17 protein-coding genes and 1 pseudogene are annotated in these 17,481 nt (G+C 57.9%); 12 read left to right on the top strand and 6 right to left on the bottom strand.

From position 1 onward, the window contains the following. Both AC1D2Q_RS11200 and AC1D2Q_RS11195 read right to left on the bottom strand, forming a co-directional pair. The gene (locus tag AC1D2Q_RS11200) at positions 1 to 771 is read right to left on the bottom strand and encodes a fumarylacetoacetate hydrolase family protein (protein ID WP_095129230.1); all 771 of its coding nucleotides are present in this window, start codon (positions 769 to 771) and stop codon (positions 1 to 3) included. Positions 772 to 782: 11 nt separating this feature from the next. Continuing rightward, entirely contained in the window at positions 783 to 1,439 is a 657-nt protein-coding gene (locus tag AC1D2Q_RS11195; protein WP_477813225.1) for a fumarylacetoacetate hydrolase family protein, read from the bottom strand. A 189-nt stretch (positions 1,440 to 1,628) separates the two neighbouring features. On the opposite strand from AC1D2Q_RS11195, the gene hpaA reads away from it, so the two are divergent. After that, positions 1,629 to 2,531, top strand: coding sequence for a 4-hydroxyphenylacetate catabolism regulatory protein HpaA (gene hpaA / locus AC1D2Q_RS11190; protein ID WP_095129232.1), 903 nt, complete (start codon positions 1,629 to 1,631; stop codon positions 2,529 to 2,531). Positions 2,532 to 2,742: 211 nt separating this feature from the next. Continuing rightward, complete coding sequence (gene hpaR / locus AC1D2Q_RS11185; RefSeq protein ID WP_477813224.1) at positions 2,743 to 3,165, top strand: homoprotocatechuate degradation operon regulator HpaR; 423 nt, start codon at positions 2,743 to 2,745, stop codon at positions 3,163 to 3,165. A 144-nt stretch (positions 3,166 to 3,309) separates the two neighbouring features. On the opposite strand, the gene AC1D2Q_RS11180 is transcribed toward hpaR, so the two are convergent. Next, positions 3,310 to 4,419 carry a Rieske 2Fe-2S domain-containing protein gene (locus AC1D2Q_RS11180; RefSeq protein WP_477813223.1) on the bottom strand — a complete coding sequence of 370 codons (1,110 nt, stop codon included), beginning with the start codon at positions 4,417 to 4,419 and terminating at the stop codon, positions 3,310 to 3,312. 276 nt (positions 4,420 to 4,695) lie between these two features. On the opposite strand from AC1D2Q_RS11180, the gene AC1D2Q_RS11175 reads away from it, so the two are divergent. Continuing rightward, positions 4,696 to 5,466, top strand: a complete 771-nt coding sequence (locus tag AC1D2Q_RS11175; RefSeq protein WP_477813222.1) for a helix-turn-helix transcriptional regulator — start codon at positions 4,696 to 4,698, stop codon at positions 5,464 to 5,466. A 63-nt stretch (positions 5,467 to 5,529) separates the two neighbouring features. Here the strand turns inward: AC1D2Q_RS11175 and AC1D2Q_RS11170 are convergent, their stop codons facing one another. Together AC1D2Q_RS11170 and AC1D2Q_RS11165 are read right to left on the bottom strand one after the other, a co-directional pair. Then, positions 5,530 to 6,021, bottom strand: coding sequence for an acyl-CoA thioesterase (locus AC1D2Q_RS11170; protein WP_095129236.1), 492 nt, complete (start codon positions 6,019 to 6,021; stop codon positions 5,530 to 5,532). Between the two features lie 30 nt (positions 6,022 to 6,051). Then, entirely contained in the window at positions 6,052 to 6,993 is a 942-nt protein-coding gene (locus AC1D2Q_RS11165; protein WP_095129237.1) for a LysR family transcriptional regulator, read from the bottom strand. Between the two features lie 159 nt (positions 6,994 to 7,152). Here AC1D2Q_RS11165 and AC1D2Q_RS11160 point away from each other — a divergent pair, with 159 nt between their 5' ends. From AC1D2Q_RS11160 to AC1D2Q_RS11120, 9 genes are all read left to right on the top strand, one after another. After that, positions 7,153 to 8,319 carry a thiolase C-terminal domain-containing protein gene (locus AC1D2Q_RS11160; RefSeq protein WP_095129238.1) on the top strand — a complete coding sequence of 389 codons (1,167 nt, stop codon included), beginning with the start codon at positions 7,153 to 7,155 and terminating at the stop codon, positions 8,317 to 8,319. Positions 8,320 to 8,331: 12 nt separating this feature from the next. Beyond that, entirely contained in the window at positions 8,332 to 8,733 is a 402-nt protein-coding gene (locus AC1D2Q_RS11155; protein WP_095129239.1) for a Zn-ribbon domain-containing OB-fold protein, read from the top strand. Further along, positions 8,730 to 9,185, top strand: coding sequence for a MaoC family dehydratase (locus tag AC1D2Q_RS11150; RefSeq protein WP_095129240.1), 456 nt, complete (start codon positions 8,730 to 8,732; stop codon positions 9,183 to 9,185). The genes AC1D2Q_RS11155 and AC1D2Q_RS11150 overlap by 4 nt, the downstream gene beginning before the upstream one ends. Further along, complete coding sequence (locus AC1D2Q_RS11145; RefSeq protein WP_218244078.1) at positions 9,182 to 9,931, top strand: SDR family oxidoreductase; 750 nt, start codon at positions 9,182 to 9,184, stop codon at positions 9,929 to 9,931. The genes AC1D2Q_RS11150 and AC1D2Q_RS11145 overlap by 4 nt, the downstream gene beginning before the upstream one ends. Before the next feature lie 62 nt (positions 9,932 to 9,993). Next, positions 9,994 to 11,031, top strand: a complete 1,038-nt coding sequence (locus AC1D2Q_RS11140; RefSeq protein WP_095129242.1) for an extracellular solute-binding protein — start codon at positions 9,994 to 9,996, stop codon at positions 11,029 to 11,031. Between the two features lie 57 nt (positions 11,032 to 11,088). Beyond that, positions 11,089 to 12,846, top strand: coding sequence for an ABC transporter permease (locus AC1D2Q_RS11135; RefSeq protein ID WP_477813221.1), 1,758 nt, complete (start codon positions 11,089 to 11,091; stop codon positions 12,844 to 12,846). Beyond that, positions 12,843 to 13,922 carry an ABC transporter ATP-binding protein gene (locus AC1D2Q_RS11130; protein WP_095129244.1) on the top strand — a complete coding sequence of 360 codons (1,080 nt, stop codon included), beginning with the start codon at positions 12,843 to 12,845 and terminating at the stop codon, positions 13,920 to 13,922. The genes AC1D2Q_RS11135 and AC1D2Q_RS11130 overlap by 4 nt, the downstream gene beginning before the upstream one ends. A gap of 65 nt (positions 13,923 to 13,987) precedes the next feature. Continuing rightward, positions 13,988 to 14,785, top strand: coding sequence for an enoyl-CoA hydratase (locus tag AC1D2Q_RS11125; protein WP_095129245.1), 798 nt, complete (start codon positions 13,988 to 13,990; stop codon positions 14,783 to 14,785). A 141-nt stretch (positions 14,786 to 14,926) separates the two neighbouring features. Then, positions 14,927 to 16,132 carry a CaiB/BaiF CoA transferase family protein gene (locus AC1D2Q_RS11120; RefSeq protein WP_095129246.1) on the top strand — a complete coding sequence of 402 codons (1,206 nt, stop codon included), beginning with the start codon at positions 14,927 to 14,929 and terminating at the stop codon, positions 16,130 to 16,132. A gap of 65 nt (positions 16,133 to 16,197) precedes the next feature. Here AC1D2Q_RS11120 and AC1D2Q_RS11115 read toward each other — a convergent pair. After that, positions 16,198 to 17,401: pseudogene (locus tag AC1D2Q_RS11115) on the bottom strand (site-specific integrase). Positions 17,402 to 17,481: the final 80 nt, after the last annotated feature.

Raw genomic sequence — 17,481 nt, 5'->3', positions numbered from 1 at the left:
TCAAGCCTCTTTATGGGCGGAGAAAAATTCCGCTTCACTGACAATTCGATTGACCAGGCGCCCGACGCCCTCGACTTCCACGATCACTTCATCGCCGGGCACGACATCGGCCAAGCCTTCTGGTGTGCCGGTGGCGATCATGTCGCCGGGCTGCAGGGTCATGAAGCTGGATAGATATTCGATCAGGTAAGAGATGTCGAAAATCATGTCCTTGGTGCTGCCTTCCTGCCGCAGTTCACCGTTGATCCAGGTACGCAGTTTCAGATTGCTGGGGTCCGGCACGTCGGCGACGTCGACGATCCACGGGCCGACGGGCGTCGTGGCATCGCGGTTTTTCACCCGCAGGTTGGGTCGGTAGTAGTTTTCCAGGTAGTCACGAATCGCGTAGTCGTTGCACACCGTATAGCCGGCCAGGTACTCAAGGGCATCTTCACGCTTGACGTTGCGTGCGCGCTTGCCGATGACGGCCACCAGTTCACACTCGTAGTGCATGTAGGCGACATTGTCCGGACGCCAAGTGACCTGGTTATGGCCGATGTAAGTGCCGGGGGATTTGATGAATACCAGGGGCTCGGTCGGTGGTTTAAAGGCCAGTTCGGCGGCGTGGTCGGCATAGTTCAGGCCCAGGGCGAACATGCTGCCGGTAGCCGGTGGCAACCACTCAACCTGACTCTCGGCCAGCAGGCGGCCATCGGCCAGGCGCAAGGCGTTGTAGTCTTCAACCTGGGCGAGGTGGATTTCGCCTTCATAGCGAATACGAGCGTGTTTCATGGAAGCTCCTGTTACTCGGCCACGATGTGGTTGACGAGGCGGCCCAGGCCGCTGATTTCAACTTCGACGGTATCGCCGGGCTGGACATCGACACGGCCTTCAGGGGTGCCAGTGATCAGCACATCGCCTTCGTGCAAGGTCATAAACTCGCTGATCTCGGCGATCAGTTGGGAAATGTTGCGGACAAAGTTGGCCGTAGAATTTTCCTGGCGCAGCTCACCATTGACGAACAGCTTCAGGCTCAATTGATGCGGGTTGGCGACCTGGTCACGGGCAACCAGTTCCGGGCCCAGTGAGCAGAAGCCGTCACGGCACTTGGCCTTGACCGCCGGACGGTAGTAGCTGTCTTCGGGCAGGCTGAACTCATTAACGATGGTGTAACCGGCCACATGCTCCAGCGCATGTTCAACGCTGACACGGCTGGCGCTTTTACCGATCACTACACCCAGTGCCGGACCCGGTTGCAGACGAACACCGTACGGATGAAGCACCACGCCGTCATGGTCATTGCGGGTATTGGGTGTCTTGATGAACAGCACCGGTTTGACCGGTGGTTTCTGATAAGGCGCTTGCTCGAATTCGGCGATGCGTTGGTTCAGCAACCCCTGGTAGTTCAGCGCAACGCCGAACAGGGTGCCGTTCGCAACATTATGCAAGGCACGGCTCATGCTTTTCTCCTGGCAGTGGCGGGGCAGTGACTGCCCCGCAAAATATTCGTTAACCTGTTAACGTTATAATTAATATGTTAACTATCGTCAAGCGTGGCAAAATCTTCCGATAGTGGTTAGCCGCCGCAAACCGGCGCAGGATGAAAACCCTTGCACGGCCAACACCCCCATAAGAAAGAGAATCCAGCGATGATCGATCGTCAGCCGATCCCCAATATCAACATCGGTCAGGTCTACGACCAGCGCTACAGCGATGCCGAAGTGCACTACGACAAACTCGGCAATTTGGCGGAATTCTTCGGCCGCAACATGCCGGTGCATCGACACGATCGGTTCTTTCAGGTGCATTACGTGAAGAGCGGTGCGGTGCGGGTTTATCTGGATGACCAGCAATACCTCGAGTCGGGACCGATGTTTTTTCTCACGCCGCCGACGGTGGCCCATTCCTTTGTCACCGAAGCAGACGCCGACGGGCATGTACTGACCGTGCGCCAGCAACTGGTCTGGCAGTTGATCGATGCCGACCCGAGTCTTGCGCCGGGCGTGCAGTTGCCGGCGGCCTGCGTCGCGCTGGCACGACTGGCGCCGCAATTCGATCCCGAGGTCAGGAGGCTGGAGTTTCTGTTCGAGGAACTGTGCAGCGAGATCAACGCCAATGGACCAGGGCGTGGTTCGGCTCTGGACAGCTTGACGCGATTGATCATGATCAGCCTGCTCAGGCTGTGCGCGAACTCCCTGGAAGCCCGCCCAGCGCGCCATGAGGACTTGCGGATCTTCCACCGCTTCAACGAGTTGATCGAAGACCATTACCTGCAGCACTGGCCTCTGGCGCGCTATGCAGACAGTATTGGTGTTACCGAGGCGCGGCTGAATGACGTCTGTCGACGGATTGCCGACCTGCCGTCGAAACGGCTGGTCCTCGAACGAATGATGCAGGAAGCCAAGCGCCTGCTGCTGTTCACCGGCAGTTCGGCCAATGAAATCTGCTACCAGTTGGGCTTCAAGGACCCGGCTTATTTCAGTCGTTTCTTCCAGCGTTATGCGCAGGCAACCCCAGGGGAATATCGCCTGCGGCAGTCGGGTTTGCGCTGAGGTAGTCATGTGCGTTTTTCGATTGGCTTCCAGTGTCTGTCGAGCAATCATGGTCGCAGCCGGCGTCTTGAAAAATGGCTTTTACAAGGAACCGATTGCACTTTTCATGGATGAGGCAGCGCAAGGGCAAACTGGCTTTGTCCTGGATAGTTGCGTGCACCCTGTGCCGACTTTAAGCTTTGCTCCTTCATCCTCTTTTTGTGCGTGAAACATGCCGACTCCCAGACCGTCCCTTACGCTCACCTTGTTGCAGGCCCGTGAAGCGGCCATGGCATTTTTCCGACCGCTGCTTAACGAATATGAATTGACCGAACAGCAATGGCGGGTGATTCGCATCCTGCGCCAGCAGGGCGAACTGGAAAGCCATCAACTGGCTCACCTGGCGTGTATCCTCAAGCCAAGCATGACTGGGGTTCTGTCCCGGCTCGAGCGCGACGGTATCGTCCGGCGCAGGAAGTCTTCCGAAGATCAGCGACGAGTGTTCGTCGCTCTCACCGAGCTGGGGCAGCAATGTTTCGTCGACATGAGTGCCGGGATGGAAAGCAATTACTTGAAGATTCAGGAACAGTTTGGCGAGGAACCGCTTGAGCAGTTGCTGGCACTGCTCAATAAGCTGAAGAACATCAAGCCCTGACCGCCCGGAGTTGATGAGCGTGCTCACTATCGCTCGGTGCGAGCCACCAATGTCAGTCGCCGACGGAGTGAGGCTCCATCCGAGCTCTGGCATGCTCAGCGTTTAGATTATTTTTGTTGTTATGAAGAGTGGGCGTCCGGCGCTTCAACCGACCTGGCCGTTGCGCGGTTGCCGTTCGGCGTCGGCACGTTTCTTCAAGTAGATGCGGGTGACCACGGCAGGGGCGTCACTGGCCACAGATATCTCATAATGTTGCTCATCGCGATCGTCGAGCGCAGTCTCCAAAGCTCCGAGACCCTGCACATCCTCGTTGAATGCGGCGAACAGTTGCTCATGCATGAATTCCCCGAGGGCTTGGTCATGCCGGGCGAAGTCACGGCCGTGGACGATGAAGTAATGCAGGCTGTTGAGGGTTTCCGGGGTCAGTATGTGCGCGGTACGGATGTGGAACTGCTCCCGGCCCTCGACCGGTTGGGCGCTGTCATAGAAGGTCACGCTGACCCGGTGCAAGGCCGGAGATAGAAACTCTGAAGTGGCGATGCGTGCTGCCGTCGTGCAGCCCTCGAGGCCGGTTGTCCTGCCCCAGACCGGCGACAGGGTGGTCGGTACCACTTCGCGGATCAGCGTGTAGTGGCCTTCCTTGAAATCGAGCTTATAGGGCGCGCAGGCATAGTCCGGAGTCCCGATGGTGTTGGCATGGAGAAAACTCAGGTGGGTAAGGTCCATGAGGTTCTCATGCAGGCTGACGTAGTTGCCAGGATGATGGAAGTAACCGGAGGTGCAGGCCCAGGCCGGGTCGTCTATCCAGTCCTGGCGCGGGATCAGCCCGGTATCGGCAAGGGACTCATCGCCCAGCCAGATCCACAATAGGGGGCCCTGGCGTACCAGTGGATAGCGGCGAATGCCGATACCTCGCGGGCAGTTCTTTTGCGAGGGTACCTGTGTCAGGTCGCCGGACTGGTCGTAGCGGAAACCGTGGTAGCCACAGACGACGCCGTCGTCCTCCAGATGTCCACGCGACAAGGGGAACGAGCGATGGGCGCAGCGGTCTTCCAAGGCAACCGGTTCACCGTCTTGGGTCCGGTACATCACCACTCGACGGTCCAGCAATCGACGCGCCAATAAGTGGCGGCCCACTTCATGGTCGAAGGCGGCGACGTACCACTCATTGTAGATGAACGGAGTATCGCGATTGGCCATCGGTTCGCTGGCCTTGCGGGCTTGGGTAATCAGGTTGCCGGTCGGGATTGACAAAAGGAGGCTCCTCCAGGGATCTGTAGCAGGGCAAAGATCCCGTTCCACGTGTAAGGCTGCCGGCGAGGGTGCAGCCCATGCATTTGTTGTTGTTGTTGTTGTTGTTGTTGTTGTTGTTGTTGTTGTCGCGCCAGCTTACGAGCGGCGGCATGGCGTGGTGTCAACCGGGAGGTGGACAAGTCGGATCATTGCTACCACACTCATCGTTAACAAGTTAATCATGTGGGCGTGTTTCGATTGCCTATCCGAATACAACAATATTGATCCGACGCCGCCATGATTCGTCTCAGCGCCCCGCCAGTTTCTGTCTTGCCCCAGGATGTTCGTCATTTCAGCGAGCTGGTCTGCACTCTGGGCACCGAGGGCTTTCCTGGCGCGCTTCTGGCGTACCTTGGTCAGTGGGTTGATTGTCAGCATTTTTCCGTCGTGCGCATGGCCGGCAAACGACCGCAGTTGCTGGCTGTCGGCACCCGCCACCAAGACACCGGTCTGGTATTGCGCTGCGGCCAGGCCTATATCGAGCGCTACTATCGCCACGACCCGCTGTTCGAGCCGTTGCGGGCAGCGCCAGGGCAAATCGGCCATCTGCTGGCACAGGACATCCGTTTCTTGCCGTATCGGGAAGCGATCTATCTGCGCCACGGCATGATCGAGCGGCTATCGAGCCTGTACTTGGACGAGCAGGAGCGCCCGGTGCTGTTCAACCTCTACCGTCACCGCGACCAGGGTTTTTTCAGCGAACGCGAATTGCAGATGTGCGAAGCCCTCAGCCCTGCGTTACTGCAATTACTGCGCGGTCACATGGCTCTGATCGGTTTGAACCGCGTCAAGGATCATGATCAGCAACTGCTCCTGCATTGCCCTGACCTCACCTCGCAAGAGCTGAAAATCTGCAGCCGCCTGTTTCGGGGAATGACCCATGCCGGCGTCGCCGCCGACCTTGGAATCAAGGAAAGCACTGTGAAGACCTTCCGCAACCGGGCGTTCGAACGACTAGGGATCAACTTTCGCAGCCAGTTGTTCGCGCTGTTCACTGCGGGTGGCTGAACCCTGCTCAATCCGCACCGAGTATTTCCTCGTCGTTCGGTCCTTGACTGGTGCGCTGGCGCGTCAAGTGGACGGTAGCTGAGCGCAAGATGCCGGTTTGAGCGTGCTCCAGTCTCCTGACGCGTAAGCCCCCATCATTTTTTGCAAACGATCCTTGGCTTCGTCGCCAAACGGGCACACTTTACGGGTGTCGAGATTCACATGCACCGCCGTTTGCTGCATGGTCGCGCTGAGATAGTTTTGCTCGTCATGGAAGAGCTCGACCTGAGTCACCAGGCGTTTCTCGTCAAATCTCAGGGGCGTGAGCTCCACACGCAGTGGATCGCCCGCGCTGACCTCCCTGAGGTATTTCAGATTGGCCTCAACGGTAAATAGCCCGCAATTGCGCTCCCGTGTGTATCCCTCGCCCAGCCCGAACTGCTCCAGAATGCGATGGCCCAAGTCATCAAGGAGCTTGACGTAATACGCCATGTTCATATGGCCGTAGAGGTCGATCCATTCATCTCTGACGACTGCCTTCTCGCAGGGCTTTGCGTTCGGTTGCGGAATGTTCATTAGCTGGCTCCTTGTATGTGAAATGTACTATTACGGTGCAGAACCGGAACCGGGCATCCTGACTGGTGCGTTAATGTCGCCTTTTTCCAGTTCGCCGGGGAATACTGAGTGCAACCACTGTCGCAGCCGGACAATGGCTTGATCATTCCATTTTCGAGTGGGAGCGATGAAGTAATACCCGCCTAGACGAATCGTCATCGGCAATACATCGATCAGTTCGCCAGCAGCGATTTTTTCATCGGCCAGCAGCTCGCTGACGAGTGCCACACCCTGACCCATGCAGGCCGCTTCGAGGGTGAGGTGACCGTGCCACAGCCGTGGTCCGCGCAACCTGGGAATATCTGTAACACCGGCGATGCTGAACCATTGCGACCAGCGCTGCGTATTACGCTCATGGATCAACGGTAACTCCAGCAAGTCTTCGGCGCAGGTCACCTCGGCAAAACGATTGCAAAACGCGGGGCTGGCCACTGCCCGGATCAAGGGGCGGGCGAAAAGCTCTGCGCACAGTTCCTCGCCGAGATTCAGCTCCTCCAGATAGACAATCTCGGCATCCGCTTCATTGCGACTGAAGTCGGGGCGTGTACTGGTCGGCTCGAGTGTCAGCTCACGACCGCTGAGTGCCTCTTCAAGCTCGCCCAGTCTTCCCAGCAAACGCCTGGAAGCGAGGCCCGCCATGCAGCAGACGTGCAGCGCGTCTTCGCCCTGACGCAGGTCGCTGCTCGCGTCCGCGATGATATCCAGTGCCCGCCGAAGCTGTGCCGCGTAGCGCTGACCTTCACGCGTCATCTCAAGTCCGCGACCTGACTTCTTGACCAGTTTCGTGCCGACGGCGGCTTCCAGATTCTGTATATGCCTGGAGATCACGGTATGTGAAACCGAGAGTTCTTCTGCGCACTGCCGCACGCTTCCACAACGACTGAATCCTTCGAAGGCGCGTACGGCGAGTAGGGGCGGTAGTCGTCGATTCATAGGTATTCCAGGCCTCGGGTGTTAACGATAATCGCAAGTCTCATGCCAATGCATCGGTGCATTTAATGCACCAGTCAGGCGTTTTCTAACTGCTTGTTCGCACGGCCCTCCATGACGGAATTTGTGGGTCATGGCTTTCGATCTTTTCAGGAGTATGCCTTGAACCTTTCCGGACGCGCCGCCATTGTCGGCGCCTATGAATCACCCCGCAGGGATGCGCCGAATGTTCATCCTTTCGCGATCCAGGTGGAGTGTATCCAGGCAGCGCTGGTGCAAGCCGGGCTGACCCTTGGGGACGTCGATGGTTTATGTGTGGCGTCGGGCGACTGGGCCGAGGGGGGCGGTGTCAACAGCGTGACCGAAATGGCCGAGTACCTGGGCATAGAGCCGCGCTGGTTCGACAGCACCGACGTTGGCGGTTGTTCCTATCTCGTTCATGCCGCCCACGCGGCAGTGGCGATTGCTGCCGGGCTGGCTGATGTCGTGGTGATCAGCTACGCCGCGTCACCGCGTTGGTGGCCATTGAAGACCCCTTCATTCGATCCTTTCGTCCTCCCTGCCGGCCCGGGACAGTTTGAATTGCCATTCGCGCCGACGCTCATCTCAACGTATGCCATGTATGCCCAGCGTCATATGCACCTCTATGGCACTACGGCCGAGCAGTTAGCGCAGGTGGCCGTAACATTCCGGCAACATGCCGCTGCAAATCCCGATGCGTTTCTGGGCGGCAAACCCATCACTGTAGAAGATGTTCTGAATTCATCCATGATCGCGTCGCCGTTGCACCGGCTCGATTGCTGCGTCGTGACTGACGGCGGCGGAGCAATCGTGATGACAACCCGGGAGCGCGCAGCAGATTGTCGGAAAAAGCCGGTTTACGTGAGCGGTTTCGGCATGGCCACACAGCGTACTCAAATCAGCCAGATGTCCCGCGAACTCATTACGCCTGCCGCTCGAACCGGCCCCCGCGCCTTCGAAATGGCCGGGTTGAAGCCTGCCGATATCGACGTTGCGCAGCTCTATGATGCCTTCACGATCACACCAATGCTGGCCCTTGAGGACCTTGGAATCTGCCCTCGGGGTGAAAGCGGGCGGTTCGTGGCGGACGGCCATCTGAGCATCGGCGGTTCTCTACCCTGCAACACCGACGGAGGCGGGCTGGCGTCGAACCATCCGGGCAAGCGCGGCCTGCTGGCGCTGATCGAAGGCGTCCGGCAATTGCTCGGTGAAGGGCCTGGCGTGCAGGTGAAAGACGCGGAGGTCGCGTTGGTTCATGGGCTGGGCGGAACATTCTGTGCCGCTGCCACCGTCATTCTGACCGTCTGAGGAGTCAGCGATATGACCACTTTCAGTCCTGTTGTCACCGACGCCCTGTCGGCACCCTGGTGGGTAGCCCTGCGGGAAGGGCGGTTGCTCGTTCAACGCAACCCCGTGTCAGGCGCGTGGCAGTGGTACCCCCGGGACCATTGCCTTGATGATCTGTCGATCAAGCCCGAGTGGGTGCAAGTCTGCGGGCACGGCAAGGTGTTTACCTATTCGGTTATCCACCGTGGGCATTCGCGGCTGGACGCGCCCTATGTATGCGCCTTGGTCGAACTCGAAGAAGGCCCACTGATGCTCTCGCAACTTCACGGCAAGGCGGTCGACGAAATCACCGTCGGCATGAACGTGTCGGTTGCGTTCATTGAAACGGATTCAGCCACCTCATTGCCGGTTTTCCGCCCAAGGAGCCACTCATGAGTTCCACCCTCTACTTCGACGACCTGGCCGCTGCTCAGTCATTGGTGTCGTCCCGTATCACGTTGACGGAAACCCACATCGTCCTGTTCGCCGGGTTGACGGGCGATTTCAACCCGTTGCACATGGATGAAGAAGCTGCGCGTGAGGGCACCTTCGGGCGCCGGATCGCCCACGGCATGTTGGCTCACTCCATGAGCACCGGACTGCGCTCGAGTATCGATGATTGGGCGATCATCGCGTTTCTCGAAACCCGTCGCCGATTCGTCGCGCCAGTGTTCGCAGGCGACACGCTGCATTACGTGGCTGAAATCGAAGACTTGCGCAAAAGCACTTCAAACCCTTCGCGGGGCATTGCCAGAGTGAAGCTGCGTCTGCTCAACCAGAGCGGTGAAGTGGTGCAGGAAGGCGAAGACGTATTTGCGGTCGCCTGCCGTACCGGGAGCGAATCATGAACACACGTCTGGAAGGGCATGTTGCGTTGATCACCGGTGGTGCTGGCGGCATTGGCTCGGCCATTTGTCAGCGCCTGGCGCAAGAGGGTGCAGCGGTCATCATTGCCGACCTCGGCCCCGGAGCCGCCGAGCTGGCTCACTCCCTGACCACTCAGGGCTATCAGGCGACAGCAGTCAATCTCGACGTTTCGAGCCGTGACAGTTGGACTGCGGTCATGGCTGATCTGCCGCCGGCCTTCAAAGCCGTCGACATTCTGGTGAACGTGGCAGGCATCGTGCGTGATAGAACGTTGATGAAGATGACGGATGAAGACTGGGACGCGGTGATCGACGTCAACCTGCGAGGCTCCTGGATGGGGTGTCAATTCGGGTTGGCGGCGATGGTCGGGCGCGGTTGGGGCAGGATCATCAATATCGCTTCCACGGCGATCCTCGGCACCTACGGTCAGTCGAATTATTCATCGGCCAAGGCGGGCGTGGTGGGTTTGACTCACACCGTCGCTCTGGAGGCCGCGCGCCACGGCGTATTGGTCAACGCCGTGGCACCCGGGATCGTCGAGACGTCTATTCTGGCGAGTGTGCCAGAGGAGATCAGGGCGCGCTGGATCGCAAAAATGCCACTGGGCCGGCCTGCACAACCCGCAGAAATCGCCTCTGTCGTGGCGTTCCTCGCCTCCGACGATGCCAGTTACATGAGCGGGCAAGTTCTCATTGTCGACGGCGGCGCAACGACAGGCGATTACTGAACCACAGAAACACTGCTATCCACTAACAATAATTACGCTGCAACAGGCGAAGGGGCATCGATATGGTCGAATTTACACGGCGCAGATTTTTGCAAGCGAGCGGTATCGCAGGTGCAGGTTTAGCAGCAGGATTGATTCGTCCGTCGTTCGCTGCCGACGAGTCGCTGTACGCGGCTGCGCAGAAAGAAGGTGCACTCAACCTTTACTGGGGCTCTTACGAACAAAGGACCATTGAAGCCATCCGCGACGCGTTCACCCGGCGCTACCCGGGGATCAAAGTCAACCTGCTGCGTCAGGCATCGCAGACGATCTACACCCGGTTGCGTCTCGAACTGCAGAACAATGCGCCCAACTGCGACTCGCTGGGCAGTACCAACATTCTTCACTACCTGGAGTTGAAAAAGATCGGCGCGTTGATGCCCTACAAGCCGGCAGGTACGGAATTTCTGCCGCAGGAATTCCAGGGACTGGACAAGGACGACACCTTCCAGGTCGGCGCCATCAGCCTGACCAGCCTGAATTTCCAGTCGGATAAAGTCACATCAGCGCCCACCTCATGGGAGGCTGCACTGGACGCTCAATGGGCTAACAAGCTGACGGTCGGCAGCCCGTCCTTCTCGGGGGATGTCGCTTCCTGGGTGGTAGCGATCCGTAAAAAGTACGGCGACCATTACCTCAAAGAACTGGCGAAGTTGAACCCCAAGGTCGGCCAGTCGAACGTGGATACTGTCACCGATATTCTGTCAGGCGAGCGCCTTGTGGGTCTGGGTGCGCCATTCAGTTATTCGCTGACACAGAAGGCGGCTGGCAACCCAATAAACGTAGTTACCCCGACCGACGGCACTATCCTCAACCTGGGCTTGAGTGCCATTCCACTGAAAGCCCCACACCCGAATGCGGCGAAGCTGTTCTCCGACTTTTTGTATGATTCTGAAGTCTCGCAAATCCTGGCGGCAAACTTCTGGCCGACATTGCGCACTGACGTTCCATGGGCCGAGGGCCGCAGTCTGTCCCAGTTAACCTGGTATCGCAATCCACCTGAAGACCTGGCGGCCGAAGTCGCTGAAGGTATCGCCAAGTGGAAAGACATCATCGGTTGAACCAATACCCGCCGGGCCGAGCGGCCTGGCGACGGTAGATTCAGGAGTGACCCCTTTATGGGCGTTTTTGCGATAGGCACTTCCTCGGCGACCTTTGGCGCCGAGATTCGACGACACCGACCCTGGGTGCGCTGGACAGTGGTGACCGTGGTTCTGGCGGCGCTGTTCTTATTGGTTGCGCAACCGGTCGGCTGGATTCTGTTCAACAGCGTACACGATGACGCCACGCAACAATGGACGCTGAACAATTACGTGCGCCTGGTGACTGCCAAAGGCATGATCCAGCCGATCATCAATTCGATTATTTTGGCGTTTTCAACCGCAGCGATCTCAACACTGCTAGGTGTTCCGCTGGCCTGGCTGGTGGCGCGTACCAACATGCCCGGCCGGGGGCTCATCAGGATGCTCACGCTGGGGGCGTTCGTGACCCCCTCGTTCATCGGTGCACTGGGGTGGATTTTGCTCGCGGCACCTAACGCCGGTTGGCTGAATACGCTCTATCGACAAATCTCCGGCGGCGATTTGCCCCTGTTCAACATCTACTCCATGAGCGGCGCAATCTTCGTCTGCGCCATCTATACCGTCCCGTATACCTTCACCATCGTCGCCAGTGCGCTCGATGAAATGGCGGTCGAACTGGAAGACGCGGCGACGACCCTCGGCGCCAGCATTCTGCGCACAATGTTCAGCGTGACCATTCCGATGGTGATGCCTTCGGTTATCGTCGGTTTCATTCTGTCCTTCATTCAGGGGATGACCCTGTTCGGTGTTCCAGCGTTTCTGCTCACACCTTCAGGGACATCGGTCGTCACCACCAAACTGGCCGAGTTCTATCAGTTGTTCCCGCCCGAGCTATACATGGCGGCGGCGTATTGCATGCCGCTTCTGTTGCTCACTGGTGGGTTGTTCTGGGTACGCAAAAAAATGCTTGGCCGCAGACGTTTTGTGATGATCGGTGGCAAGAGCCGGGCGGGGCGCAGCATCGATCTAAAAGGCTGGCGCTGGGCCGGGTTGTTGTTCGCGCTGATTGTTCCGGTGACGGCGGTGATCCTGCCTTACTTCGCCTTGATCGTCGTTTCTCTCTCCAAAGCCTGGGGGCAGGGGCCATCGCTGAACAACCTGACGTTTCACTGGTATCGATGGGCAATTCTGGAGAACGCTGAAACTCAGGCGGCGATTATCAACTCATTGGCCTACGCCGCCATCGGCGCCAGTATTTGCGTCCTGCTCGGAACCCTCATTGCCTATATCGTCGAACGCCGCCTGGTCGCGGGCACGACCATTATCGCAGCGTTGACCAATCTGCCGATCATCATCCCCGGGATTGTGTTGTCGGTGGGTTTCTTCGCCGCCTATACCCAGCCACCCCTGAGCCTTTACGGGACCTCGGCGATCATCATTGCGGCGTTCGTCGCGACGTTCCTGCCCATCGCTTATTCGCATGGCGGGGCAATGCTCAAGGGCATCAGCCCGGACCTGGAGCGGGTCGCACGGATACTGGGCGCCAGTGAGTCAAAGACATTCACCAGTATCACGGGTCCGCTGATGAGATCCGGGCTGATCTCCGGATGGCTGTTGGTGTTTATCCCCGTGATGCGGGAGCTCTCAGTCGCGGTGTTCCTGATAACGCCCAGCACTAACGTCATGACGACGTTGATTTACAACTACAAGGATGGCGGCAATTACGAGGCTGTGGCTGCCGCTAGTGTCTTGCTATTGGTTGTCACCATGGTGGTGGTGGCGATCGCTCAAATGCTCAGCGTGAAGCTGGCGAAACATAAACGTGCCAGTGTTGAAACCGGAGTCGCCCAATGAGCCAGATCCAGATCCGTGATTTGCAAAAAAGCTTCGGCCAGTTCCAGGCGCTGAAAGGTATTGACCTGACCGTGGAGGATGGAACGTTGCTGGCGTTGCTTGGCCCTTCCGGCTGTGGCAAGTCAACCACACTCCAGTTGCTGGCCGGTTTCGAAACACCGACCGCAGGTGAAATCCGCGTCAATGACCGGGTCATTTCCAACCCGCAGGGCGTGGTTCCTCCAGAGCGCCGGGATATATCGCTCGTCTTTCAAAACTACGCGGTGTGGCCGCACAAAACCGTGGCCGAGAACGTGGCGTTTGGCTTGCAGATTCGTAAGGTGCCGCGTGCTGCACTGCAAGAAAAGCTCACTAAAACCCTGAAGACCGTCCATCTCGACCACCTGGCTGACCGCTATCCCTCCGAGCTGTCGGGTGGGCAACAGCAGCGTGTGGCGCTGGCGCGGGCGCTTATTGTCGAGCCGAGCATTTTATTGCTCGACGAACCGCTGTCGAACCTTGACGCGCACCTTCGGGAAGAAATGCGCTTCGAAATCCGGCGAGTGCATGACTTGCTTGGACTGACGACGGTCTACGTCACCCACGATCAGGGCGAGGCATTGGTGACGGCCAACCAGGTGGCGGTGATGAATGGAGGCAGCGTGCAACAACTGGGTTCGCCGAGGGAGATTTTCGAGCTGCCAGCCACCGCGTTCGTCGCGGCGTTCATCGGCAGCAATAACGTGATCAAGGGCGTGTTGACGGGGCCCGGCACATTGCGCTTTGGAGAACAGTCACTGGTGGGGGTGGACCGCAGTGGTGCCAGTCCTGGCGCAGAAATCACCCTGTGTATCCGTCCGTCCAAAGTGCGGATCGTCGGGCCAAATCAAGGCGTGACCAATGTGTTGCCCGGCACGGTGCTGCGCACGGCGTACCTCGGAGAATATTGCGACGTATTGATGGACATTGGCGCTGGCGTTTCGGTGCGCGCCTTTACGCCCCCGACGGTCGACTCTCGGGTAGGGCAGGTCGTGCTGCTGCATTTGCCAGAACAGGATTGCCACCTGCTGCCTTCCGGAGAACGGGTTAACAGTTAAACCGGCAGGGCGGCAGCGGTCGTCGAGCGGTAAGTACTCAATAAAAGGCCAGACAGGATTCAACTATGAAAATTGAAGAGAGCGCCGAGATTGTTCGGTTACGACGAGGGAGTGTTGAATGGGTCATTTTCAATCGACCTCACGCTTTGAACGCGATGTCGCCTGCAATGGAAGAGGCGTTGACCGGGACTTTTCAAGAGCTGGCACGCGATGCATCAGTCAAGGCGCTGGTGCTGACCGGCGCAACGGGAGCGCGCCCCTCCTTCATGGCGGGGGCAGATTTCGGCGCTCTGGAGGATGCGAAAACGACAGCTGAATTTCTTGAACTCGAAGGTCACAGTGAAACGCTCATCCAGTCGCTCGAAGCGCTGACATTTCCGACCGTTGCCGCCATCGCAGGGCCTTGTGTGGGTGGGGGCGCACTTATCGCGGCTGCTTGTGACGTGCGCATCATCAGCCGTTCAGCCAGGTTTGGATTTCCCATTGCACGAACGGTTGGCAACTGCCTCAGCGCTCTAAACTACCAGCGTCTTGTCGATTTGTTCGGCACATCCATGACAAAAGAAATGGTGTTCAGCGCGCGCCTGCTGGATGCCTCGGCGCTGATGGCAAGCGGGGCGTTCAGGGAGCTGGTTGACGAAGACGCGTTGGAAGTTGCGGCCGAGCGCGTAGCTGAACACTTGGTGCAGCTTGCGCCACTGACGCTATGGGCGACCAAAACTACGTTACGGCGACTTCGAGACGCCCAAGTGGCAAATGTCGAGGACGAGGACGTGTTGTTGCGTTGCTACCACTCTGCTGACTTTCGTGAAGGCGTTGCAGCGTTTCAGCAAAAACGTCCACCAGAGTGGAAAGGGCTTTAGCACAACTTTGCGGTGTAATGAAACACCGATGCTGTCGCGTTACCTAGATAGAAAGCTCTGACGCTTGCATGACCAGACGGTTTCTCGAATATAAATATTAATTGTTCGCTGGCAACTTCAGTTGCCAGATAGGGTGAAGTCATGTCGATTAAATCTGAAATACCCAACAAAGGGCCTCTAAGCGGTATACGTGTCATTGATGCCACGCATATGTTGGCAGGGCCTTATTCCACCTGGCTACTCGCGATGCTCGGGGCTGATGTAATCAAGATCGAGCGCCCAAAAGGAGGGGATTACACCCGAGGCGTTGCGCCGTTCAAAGACGAGGAAAGTATCTACTTCAACAGTGTCAACCGGAACAAACGCAGCGTCGCGCTGAACTTGAAAGAGGAAGAGGGCAAAGCTGTTCTGCGCCAATTACTGACGACGGCCGACGTGTTTATTGAAAACAACCGAGCAGGGGCAATGGAACGTTTGGGGTTTGGTTATGAAGCTGTTAGCGAGTTGAATCCGCGGCTGGTGTACGCCGCAATTTCAGGTTTTGGACAGGATGGTCCTTACAAGCACTTGCCTTCTTTTGATGTGGTCGCCCAGGCGATGTCCGGCATGATGAGCATTACCGGCGAAGAGTTCGGGCCACCTGCACGGGTGGGTATTTCGCTGGGCGATATCGGGTCGGGATTATTCACTGCCGTGGGTGTACTGGCGGCGTTGGTGGGCAGGGGGCAAGAGGGCGAGAGGGGCACTTTTATCGATATTTCGATGCTCGATTGCCAACTGGCAATGATGGAAAACGCGGTTGCGCGCTTCCTGCAGGTAGGTGATCTTCCTCGCCGCCTAGGCAGTCGCCACGCGTTGATCGCGCCGTTCCAGGCCTTCGCCACCGCCGACGAACCGATTGCCATCTGTGTTGATACCGAAGAGCAGTGGCAGCGGATGTGCATTGCGATGCAGCGACCTGAATGGATCGATGATCCGCTGCTGCGTGACGGCCCGCTGCGCGCGCAGAATCATGCTCGTCTGGAGCCATTGATGATTGCCAGATTGCAACAGAACGGCCGTGAGTTCTGGATGGCGACACTTCAGGCGGCCGATGTGCCCTGCAGTCCGATCAACACGGTGGCCGAGGCAATCGCCGACCCGCAAGTGCAATATCGCGGCATGATTGTCGAGGTGCCGGCCCAATCCGGAAATTGCTACGTGAAGCACCCAGTCCATATGCCATACACCGACATGGTAGAAGAGAAGCCGTCACCAGGCTTGGGCGAGCATAGTGTCAGCGTTTTGCGGGAGCTTGGGTATTCAGATGAACAGATCTCTGCATTCAAATCTCGAGGAGTGATCTGATCTTTAATGGTAGYCGCACAACTCCGAAGTCCGAGATGCTGTGGAGTTGCACAAGTTGGTTGACCCTATGAAGGTGGCGAAGTCTCTGTCGCCACATACGCTGAAAAAGGCATCATCGACTCGGTTGGTGGATGCTCCTAGGTTGAGGGCAATACCGCACCGAGTCGATCACCCAACAGGTTCCATGCGCGCTTCTTCTCTTCGGCATAGTGATGCTGCTGGTAATGGAGCCTCACCCACGAGCCTGCATCATGGTCGCGCTCGTGCGACGCAGGTCATACGGCGTCCAGTCGCCGTTTTGGCCGTCGGCAAGGACTAGGGTGTCGTCGTGACGCCGTCTCGAGAGGGCCTTGCGGTTTTTGAACCGGGCCTGGCGATCGACGACCTGTTTACTCACCACCTTTGCGTCCATATGCCCATCATCCTGTTTGTTCGGAAAGCACCACTGGGAGTCTCCCGTCAGGGGCTTGGGTTCCTGAAAGAAATTCAGGGCGAAGGGGGAGAGGAAGATATGGTGGTCCTGTTTCTTGCCCCTGGAGCCGTTGACGTTTTCAGTGGGGAGGGACCACGTTCGCCGCTCCAGATCGACATTTTTCCATTCGGCCTGCAGCAACTCGCCAATCCGGCACAGCCCAGGCTGATCCAGAGCGCGAGCTGCGTTTCCTTCTTTAGCGGCCGAATGCCGTTGTATTTTTGGCCCGCGGGGAGGGCGTCGTAATCGGCGGTCATTTGCTGGAAGCGGTCGTGCAGCTCCAAGAGCTCATCCGGGGAAAGGATGCGGCTTCTTTCCGCTTCGTAGTCGGCAGGGATCAATGGGAATATGTCGACCAGTTCAGTCGGATCGCCCTCGATCAATAAGACCCGCCAGGGCTGACGTTTTCTGGCCCGGTTGAACATCGGGTTGAGGTCGGCGAAAAAGCTGACGGCTTGACGGTGAGCGCCGCGGTTGACCACGGTGCGGATCAGCGCCCGAATATCGTGTTCGGACACACTACTCACCGCTGTTTTACCGAGTGCAGGCTATAAGTCCTTATTAAAACAGCGTTGTAATTCGGCATTGTTACGGGTCTTGCGGATGTCCGTCAGGGATTTGCGCGGCCAAGACCCGCAGCAGTGTTCTTTGTTCTGCTCGCCCCACCGATAGCGATAGATAAAGCTGACCGACACACCGTCCTTGCGGACTCAGATTCGACCGGCCAAATTGCCATCCTCCCGTAGGATCCGGTCGGCATCGTTGGCAGTCAGCGACTCGAGTTCTTTGATGGTGATTTAGGCCATGAAATGGAATCCCCTACGTTTACCCCAAAGCCACTGGCTCTTAGTGGAACTCTTCCTTTTTGTGTGAGCTG

It is taken from the genome of Pseudomonas sp. P1_A1 (genome assembly GCF_056406935.1).
Note: the sequence above shows the minus strand (reverse complement) of the source record. Positions and strands in the feature narration are given on the sequence as shown.